Consider the following 19,744-nt stretch of genomic DNA (forward strand, 5'->3'; position numbering starts at 1 on the left):
TCTTTGAAAAATCCGTATAACACTATTCAACTTAAGGGGGCTTATCTTGAAATAAGATTTAAGCAATGATCTTCAACAATCGGGCGCTTTTCTTGAATAAGAAGGCGTCTCTTTGTAATGAGTAAGATTCTAGAACAATACATTTAAGGGATTGGATTATGTTAACATGAAATAAGAGAAGCCCCACTCAATTGAGAAGGGCTGAATACATTATTACATCTGAATGTGTTTGCTGTTGTCCTCCGATGTTTTATATTGCATTTAAAACCTTTAAGTCGGATTTTTTATAAATGTTGATTTAGAGCCTTTTTTATACACTATTTCTTTCTATTATATATGAAAATGAATGGGCGGCATGATGTAATCTGCCCCCTCAATCCCTTGATAGATAAGGATTTGTTGGTAAGATGAGAGTGGTTTGCTAACACTTTGCTAACATTAAGGAATATAAAGGAAGCTTCTCATAAGTTCACTGAACTTTTGGGAGGCTTCTTTTTTCATTGCTTGCGAGACGTGAAGAAATTGGAAAACTATTAAAGTAGAGAAGGAGCTCATCCTGCAACTTTAGCAGGAGAGGCTTGTTCACCTACACTAAGTGGGAAGAGCCTTTTTAATATTGCACTTTCGGGTGGATCAGAAAAATAGTGGAGGATTTTAACTTTTTATAGGTGGAATTATGGAAACATTGTAAAATCATATGAAAGGGGGAAAATTATGACTTCATTTATTAACGTAAAAAATATTTCAAAATCTTTTAAAGACCAAAAAGTTCTTAAAAAGATTTCATTTTCAGTCGAAGAAGGAAGCATTACAGGATTACTCGGTCCAAACGGTTCCGGTAAAACAACCATGATTCGGTTATTAAACGGTGTTATTCTTCCTACTGACGGCGAAATTGTTGTTGGAGGTTTCGATCCAAATAAGAATGGCGATGAAATACGAAAAATCTCAGGGATTGTTACGGAAAGCACCTCACTGTATCACGAGATGAGTGCTTATGATAATCTTATGTTTTTCTCTGAATTATACGGAGTAAAAGACGATAGCAGAATCGACTACTTACTTGAACAATTTGAAATGACAGAACATAAAGATAAGCTTGTAGGAACGTTTTCAACCGGAATGAAAAAACGAGTTGCTCTAGCAAAAGCATTACTTCATAGACCTAAAATTTTATTTTTAGATGAACCAACAAATGGTCTTGATCCGGAAGGGATTCAAATGGTGATTGGCTATTTGAAAAAAATTAATAAAGATGAAAATATAACCATCCTTATTTGTACACACGTGCTTCATCAACTTGAAACTATTTGTGACCATTATCTCTTTATCCAAAATGGTATGTTATTAGAAAGCGGAAATAGACGGGAGTTGGAAGAAAAATATTTAGGAGAAATCGATCTTGTTGTAGAAACGAATTTAATTCCAAGCGGAGAGGTCTATCACAACTTTCCTTATAAGAGAATAGACGAAAGCCATCTATCATTTAGATTAAATTCTAAAAAAGATGTTCCAAGTCTACTTCGTTTGATATTAAAAGAATCGGATGTATTTTCTTCTGCATTTGCCAATAGAGATCTTGAAACATTATATTTTGCTATTCGGGGTGAACAAAATGAATAATCGTATTCTAAAGGCAATGATTAAAAAAGAGATGAAATCGATTCTTTCCTCGAAAAAATTATGGATACCGATGATTATTGTCCCTTTACTTCTCTGTGTCATTTTGCCTATTGTAGTTTCTTTCTTAGGCACTCATAGTGGAGAATTAAAAACTATTGACCCTGACATTCAAAATACGGCAGATAAGTTTGTAGAAAAATTTCCAGACGGAGAAATAAAAACACAATTTTTATCACTTGATAATATGAATTTACAATTAACCTTTTTATTTTTCAATTTCTTAATTATTCCGTTTTTCTTACTAACCGCCATTGTAAACTCATCCTTAATTGCCGCTAATAGTTTTGTAGGTGAAAAAGAAAGAAAAACACTTGAAACGTTACTCTTTTCTCCTATTAGCATAAAGGAATTATTGATTAGCAAAATGATTGCTGCTTTACTTCCATCCATCGGAATTACCTATTTAGCCTATTTGTTATGCGGTATATTAGTAAATGTTATTGTTTTTCCATCGTTTCATTTTGTATTCTTTGTTTCAACAAATTGGATAATTTTTATGTTTATACTTGTACCTTTTTTAATCATATTTAATATTTTGCTAAATATCTTTATATCTGCAAAAGTAAAGACGCTCCAGGAAGCTCAACAATTCGGTGGACTTATGGTATTACCTATTATCGCTATCATTATTAGTCAAGTATCCGGTTTATTTTTCTTAAGTCCTGTTGTTATAGGTGTGCTGGGTGTTATATTGCTAGTTGCCGATCTTTTTATTTTCAGCCTGATGATAAAAAACATTCACCGCAATACATTATTTGAGAGTCAAATTCATTAAACTCTCAGCTTACGGGCGGCATGATGTAAGGCTTTTGAGCCTTGCAAAGGAGAAATTAGTAAAGGCTATTTCTCTCCCATTTTTCAACCTTTTTGAGAAGCTGTCGTGTAATTAATTATATTCAATAGCAATAACCACTTCCTAAAAAATGAGGGAGTGGTTTTTTGTGTTAATAAAGTAACGTTGTCCGAATAGTATTAATTTAGTAAGAATGTAAGAAGGGAAGTTTGAGCTTATTCTTAGGGGAGGTATGCATTTTATGGGGATTTCAGGTTTTATTGTATTATGTGGCTGTTATTGCTAATGAATAACGAGTGGGAGGAACATTTATGGAAGCAAAACATTCCAAAGGAAATTCTTTAACGCTTAATATGTTTGGGCTTCCCCTATGGGCATGGCTTGCTGGTTTGGCAATTCATGCGTTTGGGACAATGACGAACTCCTTCCATGTGAATTTTGTCGGCAGTATTTTACTTTTATTTGTTGTTGGATTTTCCTTTGGAAAGGTTGGGGACTCACTTCCGATTTGGAAAGACTACCTTGGCGGTGGTTCCTTGCTTACTTCCCTGGGGGCTTCTTTTTTAGTAAGCCAAGGAATTATTACTGAATCCGCAGCCACAGGCGTTAGAACGCTTTTCGATACGAGCGGAATGCTTGCCTTTTTTATTGCTGTTATTGTAACCAGTTCCATTTTGTCTATTAATAAAAAGTTTTTAGCCAAGGCAATCGGCGGGTTTATTCCTTTGGTTCTGGTTGGTACCCTTTGTGCATTTATCTTGGCCATCATAGGTGGATTAATTGTAGGTGTTCCATATAAAGAAGTCATCATAAATTATGCTCTTCCAATCATGGGCGGAGGTAATGGTGCCGGTGCCATCCCAATGAGTCAAATTTGGGGACAGGTTACTCACAAAGACCCGAAAATCTGGTATTCCTCTGCTATTGCCATCTTAACAATCGGTAATGTTTTCGCTATTCTGATTGGTGCACTTTTAAATGGTATTGGAAAGAAGATGCCAAAATGGACTGGCAATGGAGAGTTAATGAAAGTCCAAGGAACTCAAAAAACAGCTAGAGTCAAAAAGGTAAATATTGTTACAATAGAGGAAGCAGCTATTGGAATATTTACAGCCCTTGCCTTCTATGGATTAGGAAATCTCATCGGAACCGAATTACTGCCAAAAATCGGCCCTTTCTCCATTCACCCATATGCCTATATGATCATTCTGCTAATCATAGTAAACTGGCTTGACATCATTCCTGAAGGTGCAAAAGCAGCGGTTAAAAAAGTTAACGATTTTATATTGGGGAAACTATTATATGTATTTTTAGCAGGAGTGGGCATAACTTATACAGATTTTAATGAACTTGTCCAGGCATTAACCCTTCAAACCATTGTTATTTCTTTATTTACGGTTATAGGTTCTGTTATAGGATGTTGGTTTTTTGCTAAAGTAGTTAACTTTTATGAAATTGAAGCAGCAATTGCTGGCGGTCTTTGCCATGTTAACCGCGGGGGCACGGGCACCCTTGAAGTCTTAAGCGCTTCAAACAGACTTAATTTAATGTCTTATGCACAGCTTGCTACCCGTCTTGGTGGAGCACTTATCCTGATGTGTGCAGGTTTTATCTTCGAAATGTTGGCTAGATAGATACATAAATAAATGAAGCAAACAAGGCAGGGGTTTTACCTTTTACATTCTTGTTTTTTATGAAGGGGCTAATGGCAAAAATGGACCAATGTACTCTAAGACGCTTGCGCATGGTGATTTGGAAACGCTGGCAAAAGGTTAGAACCCGGTTTTATTGGAAATTGGGAGTCAACAAAAGAAAGGCATGAGATTGGGCGAACACAAGAAAAGGCTACTGGCGATTTGCCGGTAGCCATATTCTAAGTAAAACCATAACAAACGAACTTTTCAGAAGAGCAAAATACATTAGTTTTCTTAAGTATTATTAGTCTGTTAGAAATCTATTTTACTGGGGTTATTGGTTTGGAGACATTATGACTGTCGACAATTCCGAAAAAGATCAGTTTTATGATCGACAGTCTTTGTGTCATTAAGATGCAGAATTTTAGAATGGAATTGCACTCCTTTCCAAGCTCGGAATATTAAGATGAAATTAACGTTTAGTATGATTTACTGTTTTTTATTTGATTAAATAACACGAATTTGAATGTACAACTTGTTCATAAACAAATTTGATCAATAATTACCAGTGATTGCTTAGTAATAGCTTTGAGAGGTCCGCAGAGCTAAGACAATTCAAACATCTATGCTACTATAGCTGTTAACCACCGGTCTGTTTTTTCTTCAAGGTTGTACCTAGTATAATTAAGGCGACATAGAGTATGATGGCAATCGTATCTATAAAAGTATCTGTAAGTGCTGAATCGTCAAGTAATGCGGTTATGCCAAGAATAACCATTAGTCGGACGATCAGGATCGCAGCGATCATCCATGCGGCAAATTGGATCTTTGATCGCTCACTTTGGAATGACATGACAATAAATGCGATGCCGAAGATCAGATTTTCCGCCGTAATAATGTGCCAAACATACGTGAAGACCGTCCGGGTATCCATGGACATCGCCCCAATGTCGAGCGTCGGCAGCACGACGGATTGTCCGTTCCATGCATGCGTAACGGCAAACAGCAGCGCAAGAATGCCTGCAATCAGATAATAAAAATTCCTAACCTTGATGTTGACCACAACCCTTCTTGGAAATTCCCAATTCATCCTCTCGAAAGTCCTTGTAAAGCGGTCGCTGTCGTTATTAAAATGGCCATTTCTTATAAAAGCATTAAAATTCTCCCTCCCCGTTTATTACCTAATTTAATTTACAAGTAATTTAGAAAGCATGTTCCCATTTCAATAATTCTATTCACTAAATCCCCCCTTTAAGTTACATTTATTCATAATCTCACATCATTATTAACATAATTATCTAGTGTAGTTTGGAAGTCTTATTTCATTAAAGGGCCAAATTCATTAATAAGGATACATTAAACGATAGACGATGAGAAAAGTAAAATTTAGCAAGATTCCTTTTTGTTTTTAAAATAAAAAGGAAATTTACTATTTCTTTACATTCCTTCCTTCTCACCTAATTCTACTTTATTCCTACTTTTCTAAGCTGCAATTGAAAATATAATGAATTTTATATGTCTAATTATCTATAAATATCTCCATATATGAATGATACGCATCGTAAATATCCTTAAAAAGGTGACAAAATTACCAATTAATAAAAATAACAAAAACCTTACCTCATCCTAAAACTAAATTAACAAACGTCTGATAAAGTGTGGATAGTCAATATAGTTTAATACTTTCCTAGCGAACTTGATTTACTTCAAAAATTAAATCTACTAAGAATGAGAGGGGATTTCGATGAGTAATCAAAATGAAAACAAGGTTTTTAACAGAAGGGACTTTATAAAAGTAGGAGGGATGAGTACACTTGCCTTAACAATAGCGTCTGCTGGAATACCAGGTGTAAATTTATTAAGTACTGTTGCTCACGCAGAAACAAATGCTAATCCTAAATTGCAATTTAATTCAGATGGAAAGTTCAAAATTGTGCAGTTTAACGATACACAGGATGATGAGCATATTGATCAGCGAACGATCCAGCTGATGGAGAAAGTTCTTGATCATGAGGAGCCGGATTTTGTCGTGCTAAATGGTGACAATATTTCAGGTGGCTGTAATTCAGAGCTTGAAATGAGACAAGCAATGAACAATGTGGCCCAGCCAATGGAACAAAGAGGGATCAAGTGGGCTGTTACTTTTGGGAATCATGATGAAGATTCAACACCAAATGGCGGGCTGGATGAAGAAGCCATGCTTAAATTTTATATGGCATACAAATACAATGTTAATCAGCCAGGAGAAACTGACATAAATGGAACAGGGAACACGAACCTGCTTATTAGAGATTCTGCAGGCAAGAAAGCGGCCTTCAACCTTTGGCTTCTAGATAGCGGCAGGTATGCCCCTAAAACAATTGCAGGACAGGATTTCAGCGGGTATCCAACCTGGGATTGGATTCGATTTAATCAAGTAAAATGGTATTACGAGACTTCCAAAAAGTTAGAACAGCAAATGGGCTATAAAGTCCCTTCTCTTATGTTCATTCATATTCCACTTTGGGAACATCGATATATGTGGTTTGACAGTGTGGACAGCAGAACTGCGGCTGATCATGCACGCGCCGCAGCAAAGCATCAAATAGTTGGAGAAAGAAATGAAGATGAGTGCCCGGGCCCAATTAATAGCGGGATGTTTTCAGCAATGCTTGACAGGGGAGATGTCAAAGGGGTCTTTTGCGGCCATGACCATGTTAATACATATATGGGCAATTATTATGGGATTTTACTAGGTTATTCGGGCAGTGCGGGGTTTGGTGCTTATGGATTGCCTGGTGCGCAACGAAATCGATTACGCGGTGCCCGTGTATTTAATTTGGATGAGAATAAAGAGGGTGTTTTAGTTGAAACACATATGGTTTTTGCAAAGGATTATGGCATAGACCTTACAGCGAACGACCAAAGCACTGAACCAGCTCCGATACCTGAAAACAAAAAACAAGAACAAGTAATAAAAAAATAGAACTAAATAAGCTCATTGATCAGAAATGGTTCATTTAGTTTTGACAACACTGTGATAAAAAACATCCTCCACTGAATTATGAGTGGAGGATGTTTTTTTAATTTTCCTTTCGAGCTCCACCTTCTGTATCCTCTGTCAGTCCAACGATAGCTTTTCCTTTCACAAAATCAGGAGGCTGGATGCCGATCAGCTGGTACAAGGTAGGGGCAATGTCTAGAGTGCTAATTTTCGCTTCAATCGTTCCCTTTTTAATACCTTTACCAACGGCCAAAAATATGGGGCGCAGCTCTTTTCTTGAAGGATTGCCGCCATGATTCCCTAAATCCCCGGGTTTCATTACCACATTACCGTCGTCTTGGGCCATATAATATCCCTTTTTTGCAACTAGGATGATATCACCGGCGTTCGGATGATTGATCTGCCCTGTCTCATTGCGATTATAGCTCCCGTTTAGAATGACTTTGTCATAAGGATGGATTTTCTTATTGGAAAAGGTGATTTTTGCCATCTCCGCAAAGCTATTAAACGAACCTGGGAGTTCTTCATTGTTATGAAATATTTTTTCCCATAATTGAGTTGGAGCGATTGTGAAAAAGGTTGCTATAGGAATTTTTGTCTCATCTACTTCGATGCCATTGAATATATTAGCAATTTCTTTTTTGATATCTTCATATTGTTTTCGGTCGACTATGCCGCCATCTTCCCGCCCTTTTAAATTGATGTAAACGTGCGCTATTGTGCCGCTGGCTACGGCGAAGGCTTTCGATTTTTTGGTATTTACTTTCCCATTGTCGTATTTCACTAGGAACCCTTTTTTCTCCAATACTTCGTTTGGGGAAAGCCGTGAATGAACGGGCTCCATTCCGTGATCAGATACTAAGAAGAGCCGGTCATTCTGTCCCATTTCTCCTAAAACTTGTCCAAGCATTTCGTCCGCCAATTTGTAAGACCAATGAATGTAGCTTAAGTATTGTTTGGACTTTTCGCTTGAATATCCTGGCTGCCTTGGGTCGGAAAGCAGGTATTTATGTGACTCATGGTCAATTTGTGGATAATAGAAGAATAATAGATCTGGCTTGTACTTCTTTTTTATATACAGGGAAACATCTGTCGTCCACTGTGCAAACCTTGTGCTGATTTCTTCATATTCCTTTCTTGTAATCCACTTTTTATCCAAAGCTTTGTCATCATCTTGGATTGGAAAATACCCAAAATGCTTATAGATATCTTCCTTGAATTGTTCTGGACCTTTGACAACTCCGGAAGATACAGCAGTCCGATACAATTTAGCATCGGAAAGATCAGGTTTAGTCGCTTTAATTTTAAAAGAAAATCCGGCCATCTCTTTATCATGGGTTAGGAATGAAAGAGACCCCCACTCATTAAGGCCAACCTTCACTTTATTCTGCATGTTTTTATCAAGGGAAAGAAAAAACTCTCCAGGCGTTCCCGCCAAAACATACACCTTGAGATTATGGCCCTTTTCTATTTTCACAGGAAAAACAGCTAACTGCCGTTTTTTAGTGACTTTTTTAAACTCAAGCGAAATTAATTCACTTTCTGATAATGTCTTCCCATAATAAATCGAATAATCCGCCTGGTTACCGTATTTAGGGTTTGAACCTGGAAAAAGGATGGTGGCCGTTTTCTTTCCTTCCTTACGAATTGTGGACCAGATCGGTTCAGCGTCCAGCCCTGAATAGAAGGCACTTTCGCTATCGGTTAACCTTTTATTCGACTTATGAAGTTCGTTGCTTACCATGCCAGTAGTGTCCGAGGCAGCACCTGTTGCTATAGCAGCATGGGAGGAGGAGGTTAAAGAGGGAAATATTGTACGGATATTGTTAGCTATTTTTCCTCTGCTCGCTACCTCTTTAAAATGGGGCAATTGTTGTTGTGCCATATATTCTTCTAAAAAATCATGTCGCATACCGTCAAACGAAATCACCATATCGGTGGAATGATTGGTTTCAGCCCCCAAAACAATAGAGGGGATGGAAAGAAAAAGAATAGTAAGTAGAGACAGCTTTAATTTCATTATGATCCACCACCTGTTGTTACATATTTACTTGTATATTCCCGCTAATTACAGCAGGGAAACAAAGTAGATGGGGGGCTATCATTTTTAAGGAAATTCAAAGAGTAATAGAAATAGGATGTTTAATATAATAGAAGGCGGGAATATAAAGAGTGTAATCGAATTTAAGTAAAAAAATGGAGGGATTTTAAATGGCTGACAAAAAACGAAATAACCATGATGACGGAAAGATGACTGTAGAAGAAGCAGGACGCAAAGGCGGCGAGGCTACTGCACAAAACCACGGCAGAGAGTTTTATGAGGAGATCGGCCGTAAAGGCGGCGAAGCTACCGCTGAAAACCATGACAAGGATTTTTATGAGGAAATTGGCCGTAAAGGCGGCGAAGCCACTTCAAAAAATCATGACAGAGAATTTTACGAGAAAATTGGAGAAAAGGGCGGCGAAGCGCGTGCTAACCAACGCGACAACGATGATCGTGATGGGAAAATGAGCAAAGAGGAAGCTGGCCGTAAAGGCGGAGAGGCTCGTGCCAGAAAGCGTGACAACGATTAAACCGTAATAAACTTTTATTGAAATAACTTCGAGTGAGGATCCAAATGAAGCGGGTATGTCTTAGGTTCCTAAAAAATCAAGAAGCTGGTGAAAAACAATTCGTTTTTCGCCAGCTTTTTTTTTGTTCTTTTTGATAAATTTTAATTGATAGAAGATTTTCTTCCCTGTTGAAACGATAATTATTTTAATATATTCTATAGTTGGAATAAATTGCATCTCCTAATTTTGTAAATATTAATCCAATTGCTAACATATAATGATTCCAAAAGATAAATTAATTAAGAAAGTAAGGGGAAGAATTGAACGATCAAAATAGAATAAAGTGGATTGAGCAATTAATACAATCAACGATGAGAACGGTTGGAATAGATATTGAACTGAAGCAAACGTTTACTGGGGTGAATCTGAGCTATAATTTTATTCTCAACTATATAGGTTACGATGTTGATCGCATAGAACAAGCAATAAAGGAAATGCAGGCTCCAGTTTCTCTCGAATCGTATATTAAAGCTTTTACAATCCACGAGTTGGGGCATGCGTTAGATCGGAAGGCTTTAATGGACTCACTGACAAAAACGATCGAATATCACGAAATGAAAAAAACTCATACAATATACGAACAATACAATGATTACACTCTTCTTGCTATGTTAATCGAAGAGCATCAAATGAATATCGGATTTGAAGAAACAGCTTGGGCGAATGCTGCAAAATTGAATTTGGAATATGGTATTGTTGACTGGGAAAGCTTTGAAAAAGTGAAGGATCAAGGAATGTCGACTTATATGGATTTATATTTAAAAGATATGCAGCAATATAACAAGCTTTTAGCGGAACAAACCGGACAAATTGCTTAATGAGTGTAAACAAAAGACGAGAATTTGAACATCTACATTCCGAACCTAACATTAGAAGTGTTAGGTTTTTTTATGCACATAAAAAAATGATATGGGGAGGACGTTGAGTAGCGGTGAGCGGCTCCCTAAATAACTAAGTTTCCTTAAGAAAGGACTTATTTTGTTTCGTATCGCTAGGCGATATGCCACTTGAAATATATCTAAAAACCTTCGTATTAAGGAAATTCGATATGCGAGGGGGGAATTTCATGTATAGCGGGTATCGCTTTCAGTGGATTCTTCTAATCATTCTTTTTCGTTAATACAAGTCTTTAGCTGTATCTTCTAGTGGCTTGTCTATATTGCGTAACGCCATAAGCGCCAAAAATTCCTTTGTTTCGATTATTAGCATTCACTTTATTTCAAATTTCAACAAATTCCCGGGAAATATCTAAAAAATATGGGTAGATATCGACAAAATTCTTTTCAACCATTAAATAAATATGAAAGTTATCTTTTGCAAAATAACTTGGCATATTTCATTATAATAAGTAAGAAAAAATAAAAGAATAAATCAAGCAAATTAAGCAGGCTGTTAGCAAAAAAAATTGAGAAGAAGTGGTGAATGAAATGGGGGTAACAGTAAAAGATTTACTGCAATTGCCATCATTCAGAGGGGCAGAAGTGTTAACCGGAAAAGATAACCTTAATCGAACGGTCTCCTCTTTATCGGTATTAGAAGTATCTAATGTAGATTTTTTCTCCCAGAGCATCCAAACCGTTCAAGAAGAATGGTATGCCGAAGAACTTGTCATTAGCTCCTTTTATTCCATTAAAGATAGTGTGGAAAAACAATGTACAGCTATTCAACATTTACATGACCTAGGGGAATTAGGTCTTATTTTATATTATGTGGGAATTATCCTGCCTGAGATTCCAGAAGAGGTGCTCCAATTAGCAGACTCTCAAGGGTTTATTATTATTTGTATGCCAAAAAACGATTATTCCCTTCGTTATAATGAAGTAATTTATGAAGTAATGGAAGCGATTGTAAGTAATCAGGCTGTTAATGATAATTTTGTTAATGAATCCCTTGAAAAGGTTTCTTTGCTGCCAGAACACTTACGGAGTGTGGAAATTACACTTAAATTTTTATCTGATCGCTTGAAAGTTAATATCCTGATGACGAATGCTAATTTTGATATTATGAACCAAGTAATGTGGCCACGAAATTCAACTTTAGATGTTTTGAAATTAATCCAAGAATTTTCACCCTATATTAAGAACGGCAAAGAGAAAAAAGAGAAATTGGAAATCAATGATATACCCTGTTTTGTTGAATATAAAAGTCTTCACCAAAAAAATGGTGAGCTCCTTTATCTATTTTTGATTAAGGAGAATATGAAATTACCGGCTAAGACCATCGAAAAAACTGGCGAAGTGGTTCAAGTGGCTATGAATCTATGGGGAGACAAGCATGCTGAAGTTAGTGAATATGCTTTAGTCAAAGCGATTGTGAATGATGAAAGTGAAAAGATGCGAAGATTAGCCAATCTGCTTCATATTGATGTTTCAGCAATCGAAATGATGTGGTTAGTTTATATTAAGGATTTGTCAGATGAAAAGGAAATTAGAGAAGAATTGGCAGAGCAACTTTCAAAATATTATAAAACTGCGGTTATTCAAACGATCGATCATTGTACGATCGTTCTATTAGGCGATTACTCCTATAAATACCATGAGTTTGAAATTGCTAGGGAGTTTATCGAAACAACAAATTACTTCTCGCAAATTTCGGAAATTGTTTATTGTCCGAAAATGAGAAATACGCTAGATGTTCGTCGAATGTATCAGTTAGTAAATAATGTAGGAAAGAAAGTTCATACAGTTTATCAAATGCGTAAATTGTATACAGCAGCGGAAATCCGATCCATGAAGCGAGCCATGGATTTAAGTAAGCAAGGGGAAGAAACAATTGAAGAATGCTTGTCAATCATTGCTCCTATTCGGCACGACCAAGAGTCTTTGAGGACATTGATGACCTTCCTCTTAGATGCAAATGGGAGTTTTGACAATTGTGCAAAACTGCTATTTATTCATAAAAATACGGTTAAGTATCGGATCAAAAAAATTAGTGAGTTGATTGGATATGATGTAACCGTTTATTCCGAGTTTTACGAAGTTTATATAGCTTGTATGGTCTATCGATTAATTAATCGGTAAATTTATCCGACTTTTTGTCAAAAACAACAAAAAGTCGGATTTTTTTTTCATTTTTGAAAAAGACTCTCCTCTATTTTTCTTTTATAATAAGAAAAATCAATTTATTAAGAAACTTAGGAGGGGCTATATGGGAAATGATCGAAAAAATCAGTCATGGTTTAGTCTAGGAATTATCTGGGCTGGGGCGCTGGTTTGCATACCAAGCCTTTTAGTAGGAAATGCACTGATAAGTGGTATGAGCTTACCAAAAGCATTATTAGCAACGTTTGTTGGATACTCAATTATAGTCCTACTCATGATTCTGCAAGGGATTCAAAGCAGTGATTTAGGTAAGCCGACTGTTCAAGTTGCAGGCCAAGTTTTTGGTAAGAAAGGGTCACGGACCATAATATCCATTATTTTGGCAATTGCCTGCTTAGGCTGGTTTGGAATCCAGGCAAATGTTTGTGGGGCTGCGTTAGCTAGTTTGTTAGCCACATTTAATGTTATTATGCCAGTTCCATTAGCCTCTTTCCTTAGTGGAATGGTGATGGTAATATCGGCTATTTATGGAATTAAAGTACTAAAGGTATTAAGTTATATTGCCGTACCTTTATTAGTTGTCATTTGTGTGTATGGTTTGGTTCAAACATTGACAGGAGATCAATTACAGGTAATTCAGAATTACAGACCTAAAGGGAATATGAGTTTTATGGATGGGCTGGCTGTAACGATTGGTTCCTTTGCATTAGGTGCGGTGATTGCAGGCGATTATTCCCAATTTACAAAAAAACGTTCAGATGTTATGAAAGCAGCAATCTTTGGAATTATTCCAGCTGGAGTCCTTATGATTGGAGTAGGAGCTGTTTTAACAATCGCCTACCAAACAAGTGATATAACAGCTGTCTTTTTAAAAATCGCAACTCCATTTGTTGGTGGTGTCGCTTTAATTTTAGCTACATGGAAAACAAATCTGGTAAATGCCATTTCGGGTGGATTCGCCTTGATAAATGTTTTTAACATTTCTAAAGAAAAGGAAAAGTTGGCAGTCGGTGTTGCTGGAACAATTGGGACCGTGTTGGCTGTAGTTGGCATATTAAATTACTTCACACCTATTATGTCCATCCTTTCTGCCATGATTCCGCCAGTAGCCGGTGTCATGATTGCTTCTTATTGGGTAATGAATAAAGGCAATAAAGATTGTTGGAAGGAAATTGAAGGCATAAATCGTTTAGGCGTTTTTTCTTGGCTTGTTGGAGCAGTAATTGCGAGTCTTCCCGTTGTTTTATCTTTATTCCCAAGTTTGCCGCGAATATCTAATCAGCCACTGATTGGGATTATCATTTCATTTGTTATTTATTATGTTGGACATCATTTTACTGCTCAAAAAACAGTTATTTTGGAGGAAAATAGATGAGATATTTAGATAAAGAGGCTATTGAAAATATCGCGGTTGGTGCTGCATTTTTAGGTACAGGTGGGGGAGGAGACCCCTATATAGGGAAATTAATGGCTCTTTCTGCAATTGAAAAAAATGGACCTGTACAGTTATATTCTGTTGATGAAATTGAAGATGAGGAATTTTTTATTCCCGCAGCGATGATGGGGGCGCCCTCTGTTTTAGTAGAGAAATTTCCAAAAGGGGACGAGTTTGTTAAAGTTTTTCAAAAGCTCGCTAAGTATTTAGGAAAAGAGAAAATTGCAGGAACCTATCCGATGGAAGCAGGCGGAGTAAATTCCATGGTTCCAATTGTAGTGGCAGCACAGCTTGGATTACCACTAATTGATTGTGATGGTATGGGAAGAGCATTCCCAGAATTGCAAATGGTAACATTTCACTTAGATGGGATCTCAGCTACACCAATGGCGATTACAGATGAAAAAGGAAACATAGGGATTTTTGAAACAATTAATAATAAATGGACAGAACGTATAGCCCGGTCAGCTACTGTTGAGATGGGAGCGAGTTCTTTGGTTAGTTTGTATCCAACGACTGGTGCTCAGATCAAAAAGAGTGGGGTTCATCATATTATTACGCTCTCTGAAAGGATTGGTGAAATTATTTCTTCAAAAGGCAGAGAGGCGAAAGAAAAACTTCAAGAATTGTTAAACCTGGTTTCTGGCTATCAATTATTCCAGGGGAAAATTGTGGATGTCATTCGTGAAACAAAGGGAGGATTTAACCTTGGGAAGATGAATCTTGAAGGAATTGACGTGAATAAAAACGAAAATATGAAGGTTCATTTTCAAAATGAAAATCTAATAGCAGAAAAAAATGATCAAGTAGTGGCTATGACCCCGGATTTAATTTGTCTAGTGGATTATGAAACATTATTACCAATTACAACTGAAAGTTTAAGATATGGAAAACGTGTCCGTGTGCTTGGATTACCAGCTCATGAAAAATGGAGAACAGAAAAGGGGATCGAAACAGCAGGCCCGAAATATTTTGGATATGATTACGATTATGTCCCGATTGAGGAACTAGTTAAAAAGGTGGTTGCAGAACATGTATAGAATTGGAATAGATGTTGGCGGAACGAATACAGATGCCATTATCTTAGATGAAAATCGTCAAATAATTCATAGTGTAAAATCTCCAACAAGTTTAGATATTAAAACGGGCATTGAAACAGCTTTACGAAATTTATTAAAAGAAGCAAACATTGATAAGTCGAAGATAACTCACGCAATGTTAGGAACTACGCAGTGTACAAACGCTATTGTAGAACGTAAAAAGTTAGCCAAGGTCGGTGTAATTCGTTTAGGATATCCTGCAACTGCTTCTGTCCTTCCATATACTGCCTGGCCGAAAGATATGGTTGAAAGACTATCAGGAAATTATGCTTTAGTTCATGGCGGTTATGAATACGATGGTCAATTATTAAGCGAACTTGATGAGGGTGAGATTAAAACACTTCTAGAGGAATGGCTGGAAAAAGTGGAATCAATAGCGATTGTTGGGGTTTTTTCCTCCATTAAGAATGATCAAGAACTCAGAGTTCGAGATCTTATACACGAAGTATATGGAGAAGAATTTCCTGTTTCTTGCTCTTCATTGATTGGTTCTGTAGGTTTAATTGAACGTGAAAATGCAACCATTTTAAATGCAGCGTTATGCAAGGTAATTGAAACGACAACCGAAGGGTTTGTTCATGCATTGGAAGAAGAGGGAATTAGCAACGTAGAAGTGTATTTATGCCAGAATGACGGAACATTAATGTCGATTGAATATGCTAAACAATTCCCTATATTAACGATTGCATGCGGACCAACAAATAGTATACGAGGTGCTTCTTATTTAGCACAGATCAAAAATACGATGGTTCTTGATGTTGGCGGTACGACTTCCGATATTGGGGTCTTACAAGATGGGTTTCCAAGGGAGTCTTCTGTAGCGGTCGAAGTAGGTGATATCCGAACAAATTTTAGAATGCCAGATATAATTTCTGTTGGACTAGGCGGAGGAAGTATTGTTCGTGTAGACAATGGCAGAATTACTGTTGGTCCCGAAAGTGTTGGATACAAGATCGGCCAGGAAGCACTTGTCTTTGGCGGGAATACACTCACTACAACAGACATCGCTGTTCGCCTTGGCTTGGCTGATGTGGGTGATAAGAGTTTAGTAGCACATATTGATGAAGAGTTTGCCAAAGGTGTTCAATTGAAAATATCAACTTTAATTGAGCAGGCCATTGATAAAATGAAAACATCCTCGGAAGATGTTCAACTGGTTTTAGTAGGTGGGGGCAGTATTATTATTCCAAATTCTATTCCCGGGGTCTCCAATATTATTAAAGCTGAAAATGGGGATGTAGCAAATGCGATTGGTGCATCCATTGCTCAAATCAGCGGGCAATATGAACAAATCTATATTTATTCTAGAGAACCACGTGAGGAATCATTGAAAGACGCACAAGCAAAAGCAGTGAAACAAGCTGTATTAGCTGGAGCGCTTTCTGATACGATTGAATTAGTTGAAGTGGAAGAAACTCCACTTGCTTATCATCCAGAAAACGCAACAAGATTAAGAGTAAAAGTTGTCGGAAGAATGGAATAGATTTAATAGTATGCATCATAAGCCTCATTTTATAAAAATAGTCGTATAAACAACTTATTTCAATAGGAAAAGCCACTAAGAAAATCCATACAGAGAATAGAGAGTGACCCACTTTCTTTATTTATTTATCAAAACAGTGGTTACCCATATGTTAAGCAACATATGGGTATTTTCTTTTTTATAAAAAAAGTGAAAGAGGAATGCGATGATAACAGGAAACGATTTATAAGATTGAAAGATTAAGCTAAAGGAATGCGTTTTTGTGATAAGCAGGAAAGCTGTACGGTTGTTTTTGAACAGTAGTTTAGGCCGTAAGGAGTCTCTAATAAAAACAAGTTTATACTAAATAGTATTCCATAAGAAAGGATTGAAGGAAGTCTACATATCGCTAGGCGATATGACCCTTGCAAATAATTCTAAAAACCTTCATAGTAATAGAAAAGGAGGTTCGATATGCGAAGCGATATAAAACCGAATGAACAAGCTTTCTCTACCAAAGAAGTAGCAGAAGAAGTAGGGATTGCAACTCCCACTGTACGGAAATATAGCCAAATCTTAGAGCGGAATGGATATGAGTTTTTGAAGGATGGGGATCGACGTATCTTTGTTCAATCAGACATCGTTGCGCTTATAGCGTTACGCGATACGGACAAGCCGCTGGACGATACAGCTAAAGAGCTTGTATATCAACAAAGAGAAAGATTAGAAGAATCTACTGATACAGGGATTACAATACCCGATACATATGAAAATTTACCTCAAGATTCTAATCAATTAAAAGAGGCCTTAATGTTCTTAGTTAAAGAACTCGCAGTTACTCGTGAAATGAATGACCGGCTGACAAACGATATGGCACAGCTCAAAACAACCGTTTCCCGACTTCAGCAGGATCATCATGTAATAAGTTCTACTATTGGAAATTCAGCTCAAAAAACGAATGCTAGAATTGAAAAATTAACCGAACAACAAAATACCAACTATGAAACCTTGCTGCAACTGGAAAAACAAAAAAGTGAACTCTTACAAAAAGAGATACAAAATATGAGGGAAGAACAGAAAAAGGAATGGAGTTCACAAAATGATTTTAATAAACGATTGGAAGAAGCGATACAAAAGTCTAAAGAAAAACGGGGATGGCTTTTCTCCCTATTCCGAAAATAAATTAATTGAGGCAGTTGATAACCCCATTCAATAATAATAGTCATCTTTAAATAGAATAGCACAGGAATGGGGCATATCAACCTTATTTTTTACTGCGTATCGGCAGGCGATATAACCTGTAAATAAATCCCTAGAACATTCAACTTTAAGAAAGATGACGCGACCGATTTGATATACATAAGGGTAAGTTGGAGTATCTTCCAATGTGGCGGCGAACTTATACTGTTCGAGAGTAAGACAAATCTTAGGGTGAAGGGGATATGAGTTATAAAAGCTGGTGATTGGCTTATCATTATTCATTCAGACATCTAAGTGCATGTATCGTTAGGCGATACATTCCAATTGTTAGGTTCACTATTTTTCAAATTTCAACAAATTCCCGGGAAATATCTACAAAATATGTGTAGATATCGACAACAAAAGCACTTAAATAATTTTGAAAAAGCGGGATTGCTCCCGCCCGTTTATTTTCCGTCAAACTTAAATATCCACACTTCCCCGTCTTCGGTTAGGTTCAACACTCCATTCTCAAAGGTTTGTACCTTGAAATCAAACTTTCTCTTTTCACCGGATAGAGGTTTTCCTAATGGTTCTGCTTTTACTTCTTCAACATTTAGTACAAGGCTTTTTGCAGTTACATTGTATTGATATTTGCCTGTGTAAATCCGGTGTTTGGTATTGTCTATATCCATGTAGAATGTTCCATCTTTTTTCAAGGAGAGAACCACATCTTTTTTCTCATTAATCCAGTATCCTTCTAAATTAGAAAGAGATAGTTTAAGACTGGTGGATGGTTCAGGCGATTTAGCTGCTATATCTTTTTGGGCTGCTTTACGGTTATCGTCAAGTTTACTATATCGGAAGGTTTGTTGAGATTCTAAGTCAAACAGTTGGATGCCTTTATCATCAAAGCGTTGAAGTTCCATATTCATCTTCTTGCGGAACTCTCCTTCCTTTTGGGCAGCACCTTTACGGAAGGATTCATTGTGATGGAACGTGACTGTCACTTTTATGTAGTTCCATTCCCATGTTCCGCCAAAGTAGTCCTTTTTACTTGGGTAACTGCCGTTTCCATAGCCTTCATAACGGCCATCTTCGTGTAAGACAATGCTGACGTTTTGTGTGCCGTTATCGTTCATAAATCCCCATTTTCCAAAAAGCTCATGCCCATCTTTGGATACATTAAGAAGAACGCTGTCCCGGTCAATTCCAGCATTTTTATCCAAGTCCTTTAAGTCCTGTGAATCAATTGTTCCATCGCTTCCTTCTACTGGTATCGGATTATTAATGGAAAGCAACCTGAACGCATGATTCCAATAGTCTTGGCCTTTTATCATATGTTGTAAGGCTTCATCGTCTTTCTTTCGATCTTCATGTTTAATCTCCTCGACATACAAATCCATCGCTTTATCAAACTCATCTAAAGCCACATTGATTTCTTCGCCAATTTGCTTTTTGTCATCAGGCGGTGCGATTTTACGGAATTCTTTAATGACTCCCCGGATCGCATCCACTTTTGCATAATAGGCTTTTTGCCACTCGCTTTGCTTCATCTTGGCATCTTGTCGAACATTCCCAAACTCTTTGATTTTTGCTGAGAAATCAGAACGCAATTTTACCGCTTGTTTGGTGTATTCCTCAAGTGACAATTTTTCAGCTTTCACTTTCTGCTGTTCTTGTATTTTCTGAACGGCATGTTTTTCAGTTTCAGTGTTTGCACTACAGCTGGCCATAAGTGCAATTGGTAAGACCATCCCCATGATCCATTTTGATTTGTGTTTCATCCCATCCACCCCAATTTTTTACTCTTTTTGTAGC

Annotated in this window: 14 protein-coding genes; 11 read left to right on the forward strand and 3 right to left on the reverse strand. The window is 37.0% G+C overall.

Translation table 11 applies throughout. The annotated features are described in order from the left end of the window. Positions 1–714: 714 nt before the first annotated feature. From A6749_RS14270 to A6749_RS14280, 3 genes are all read left to right on the forward strand, one after another. Positions 715–1,623, forward strand: coding sequence for an ABC transporter ATP-binding protein (locus A6749_RS14270; RefSeq protein ID WP_066390639.1), 909 nt, complete (start codon positions 715–717; stop codon positions 1,621–1,623). Next, positions 1,616–2,458, forward strand: coding sequence for an ABC transporter permease subunit (locus A6749_RS14275; RefSeq protein WP_066390640.1), 843 nt, complete (start codon positions 1,616–1,618; stop codon positions 2,456–2,458). Before A6749_RS14270 ends, A6749_RS14275 begins: the two co-directional genes overlap by 8 nt. A 329-nt stretch (positions 2,459–2,787) precedes the next feature. Continuing rightward, complete coding sequence (locus A6749_RS14280; protein ID WP_066390642.1) at positions 2,788–4,110, forward strand: 2-hydroxycarboxylate transporter family protein; 1,323 nt, start codon at positions 2,788–2,790, stop codon at positions 4,108–4,110. A gap of 640 nt (positions 4,111–4,750) precedes the next feature. On the opposite strand, the gene A6749_RS14285 is transcribed toward A6749_RS14280, so the two are convergent. Continuing rightward, the gene (locus A6749_RS14285) at positions 4,751–5,200 is read right to left on the reverse strand and encodes a hypothetical protein (protein WP_236719669.1); all 450 of its coding nucleotides are present in this window, start codon (positions 5,198–5,200) and stop codon (positions 4,751–4,753) included. Between the two features lie 654 nt (positions 5,201–5,854). On the opposite strand from A6749_RS14285, the gene A6749_RS14290 reads away from it, so the two are divergent. Next, entirely contained in the window at positions 5,855–7,075 is a 1,221-nt protein-coding gene (locus tag A6749_RS14290) for a metallophosphoesterase family protein (protein ID WP_066390644.1), read from the forward strand. Positions 7,076–7,172: 97 nt separating this feature from the next. On the opposite strand, the gene A6749_RS14295 is transcribed toward A6749_RS14290, so the two are convergent. After that, positions 7,173–9,113 carry an alkaline phosphatase family protein gene (locus tag A6749_RS14295; RefSeq protein WP_066390646.1) on the reverse strand — a complete coding sequence of 647 codons (1,941 nt, stop codon included), beginning with the start codon at positions 9,111–9,113 and terminating at the stop codon, positions 7,173–7,175. Positions 9,114–9,304: 191 nt separating this feature from the next. Between A6749_RS14295 and A6749_RS14300 the strand changes: the two genes are divergently transcribed. From A6749_RS14300 to A6749_RS14330, 7 genes are all read left to right on the forward strand, one after another. Beyond that, positions 9,305–9,667 (forward strand): KGG domain-containing protein, encoded by a 363-nt coding sequence (locus tag A6749_RS14300; protein WP_066390655.1) that lies wholly within the window; start codon positions 9,305–9,307, stop codon positions 9,665–9,667. A gap of 299 nt (positions 9,668–9,966) precedes the next feature. Next, positions 9,967–10,524, forward strand: a complete 558-nt coding sequence (locus tag A6749_RS14305) for an integrase (protein WP_236719670.1) — start codon at positions 9,967–9,969, stop codon at positions 10,522–10,524. A 609-nt stretch (positions 10,525–11,133) separates the two neighbouring features. After that, positions 11,134–12,726 (forward strand): PucR family transcriptional regulator, encoded by a 1,593-nt coding sequence (locus A6749_RS14310; RefSeq protein WP_066390657.1) that lies wholly within the window; start codon positions 11,134–11,136, stop codon positions 12,724–12,726. Between the two features lie 127 nt (positions 12,727–12,853). Then, positions 12,854–14,122 carry a cytosine permease gene (locus A6749_RS14315; RefSeq protein ID WP_066390659.1) on the forward strand — a complete coding sequence of 423 codons (1,269 nt, stop codon included), beginning with the start codon at positions 12,854–12,856 and terminating at the stop codon, positions 14,120–14,122. Beyond that, the gene (locus A6749_RS14320) at positions 14,119–15,222 is read left to right on the forward strand and encodes a DUF917 domain-containing protein (protein ID WP_066390661.1); all 1,104 of its coding nucleotides are present in this window, start codon (positions 14,119–14,121) and stop codon (positions 15,220–15,222) included. Before A6749_RS14315 ends, A6749_RS14320 begins: the two co-directional genes overlap by 4 nt. After that, the gene (locus A6749_RS14325) at positions 15,215–16,765 is read left to right on the forward strand and encodes a hydantoinase/oxoprolinase N-terminal domain-containing protein (RefSeq protein ID WP_066390677.1); all 1,551 of its coding nucleotides are present in this window, start codon (positions 15,215–15,217) and stop codon (positions 16,763–16,765) included. Before A6749_RS14320 ends, A6749_RS14325 begins: the two co-directional genes overlap by 8 nt. 453 nt (positions 16,766–17,218) lie before the next feature. Then, complete coding sequence (locus A6749_RS14330; RefSeq protein WP_066390687.1) at positions 17,219–17,926, forward strand: SH3 domain-containing protein; 708 nt, start codon at positions 17,219–17,221, stop codon at positions 17,924–17,926. A 464-nt stretch (positions 17,927–18,390) separates the two neighbouring features. Here the strand turns inward: A6749_RS14330 and A6749_RS14335 are convergent, their stop codons facing one another. Further along, positions 18,391–19,710, reverse strand: coding sequence for a DUF3994 domain-containing protein (locus tag A6749_RS14335; protein ID WP_066390691.1), 1,320 nt, complete (start codon positions 19,708–19,710; stop codon positions 18,391–18,393). Positions 19,711–19,744: the final 34 nt, after the last annotated feature.

The sequence above is a fragment of the Neobacillus mesonae genome (genome assembly GCF_001636315.1).
GTDB lineage: Bacteria > Bacillota > Bacilli > Bacillales > Cytobacillaceae > Neobacillus > Neobacillus mesonae.

Bases quoted from the DNA above. Each gene is read 5' to 3' on its own strand.
- A6749_RS14330 (WP_066390687.1), top strand. From the start codon at position 17,219: ATGCGAAGCGATATAAAACCGAATGAACAAGCTTTCTCTACCAAAGAA.
- A6749_RS14300 (WP_066390655.1), top strand. From the start codon at position 9,305: ATGGCTGACAAAAAACGAAATAACCATGATGACGGAAAGATGACTGTA.
- A6749_RS14310 (WP_066390657.1), top strand. From the start codon at position 11,134: ATGGGGGTAACAGTAAAAGATTTACTGCAATTGCCATCATTCAGAGGG.
- A6749_RS14280 (WP_066390642.1), top strand. From the start codon at position 2,788: ATGGAAGCAAAACATTCCAAAGGAAATTCTTTAACGCTTAATATGTTT.
- A6749_RS14325 (WP_066390677.1), top strand. From the start codon at position 15,215: ATGTATAGAATTGGAATAGATGTTGGCGGAACGAATACAGATGCCATT.
- A6749_RS14290 (WP_066390644.1), top strand. From the start codon at position 5,855: ATGAGTAATCAAAATGAAAACAAGGTTTTTAACAGAAGGGACTTTATA.
- A6749_RS14315 (WP_066390659.1), top strand. From the start codon at position 12,854: ATGGGAAATGATCGAAAAAATCAGTCATGGTTTAGTCTAGGAATTATC.
- A6749_RS14295 (WP_066390646.1), bottom strand. From the start codon at position 9,113: ATGAAATTAAAGCTGTCTCTACTTACTATTCTTTTTCTTTCCATCCCC.
- A6749_RS14335 (WP_066390691.1), bottom strand. From the start codon at position 19,710: ATGAAACACAAATCAAAATGGATCATGGGGATGGTCTTACCAATTGCA.
- A6749_RS14275 (WP_066390640.1), top strand. From the start codon at position 1,616: ATGAATAATCGTATTCTAAAGGCAATGATTAAAAAAGAGATGAAATCG.
- A6749_RS14270 (WP_066390639.1), top strand. From the start codon at position 715: ATGACTTCATTTATTAACGTAAAAAATATTTCAAAATCTTTTAAAGAC.
- A6749_RS14320 (WP_066390661.1), top strand. From the start codon at position 14,119: ATGAGATATTTAGATAAAGAGGCTATTGAAAATATCGCGGTTGGTGCT.
- A6749_RS14285 (WP_236719669.1), bottom strand. From the start codon at position 5,200: ATGAATTGGGAATTTCCAAGAAGGGTTGTGGTCAACATCAAGGTTAGG.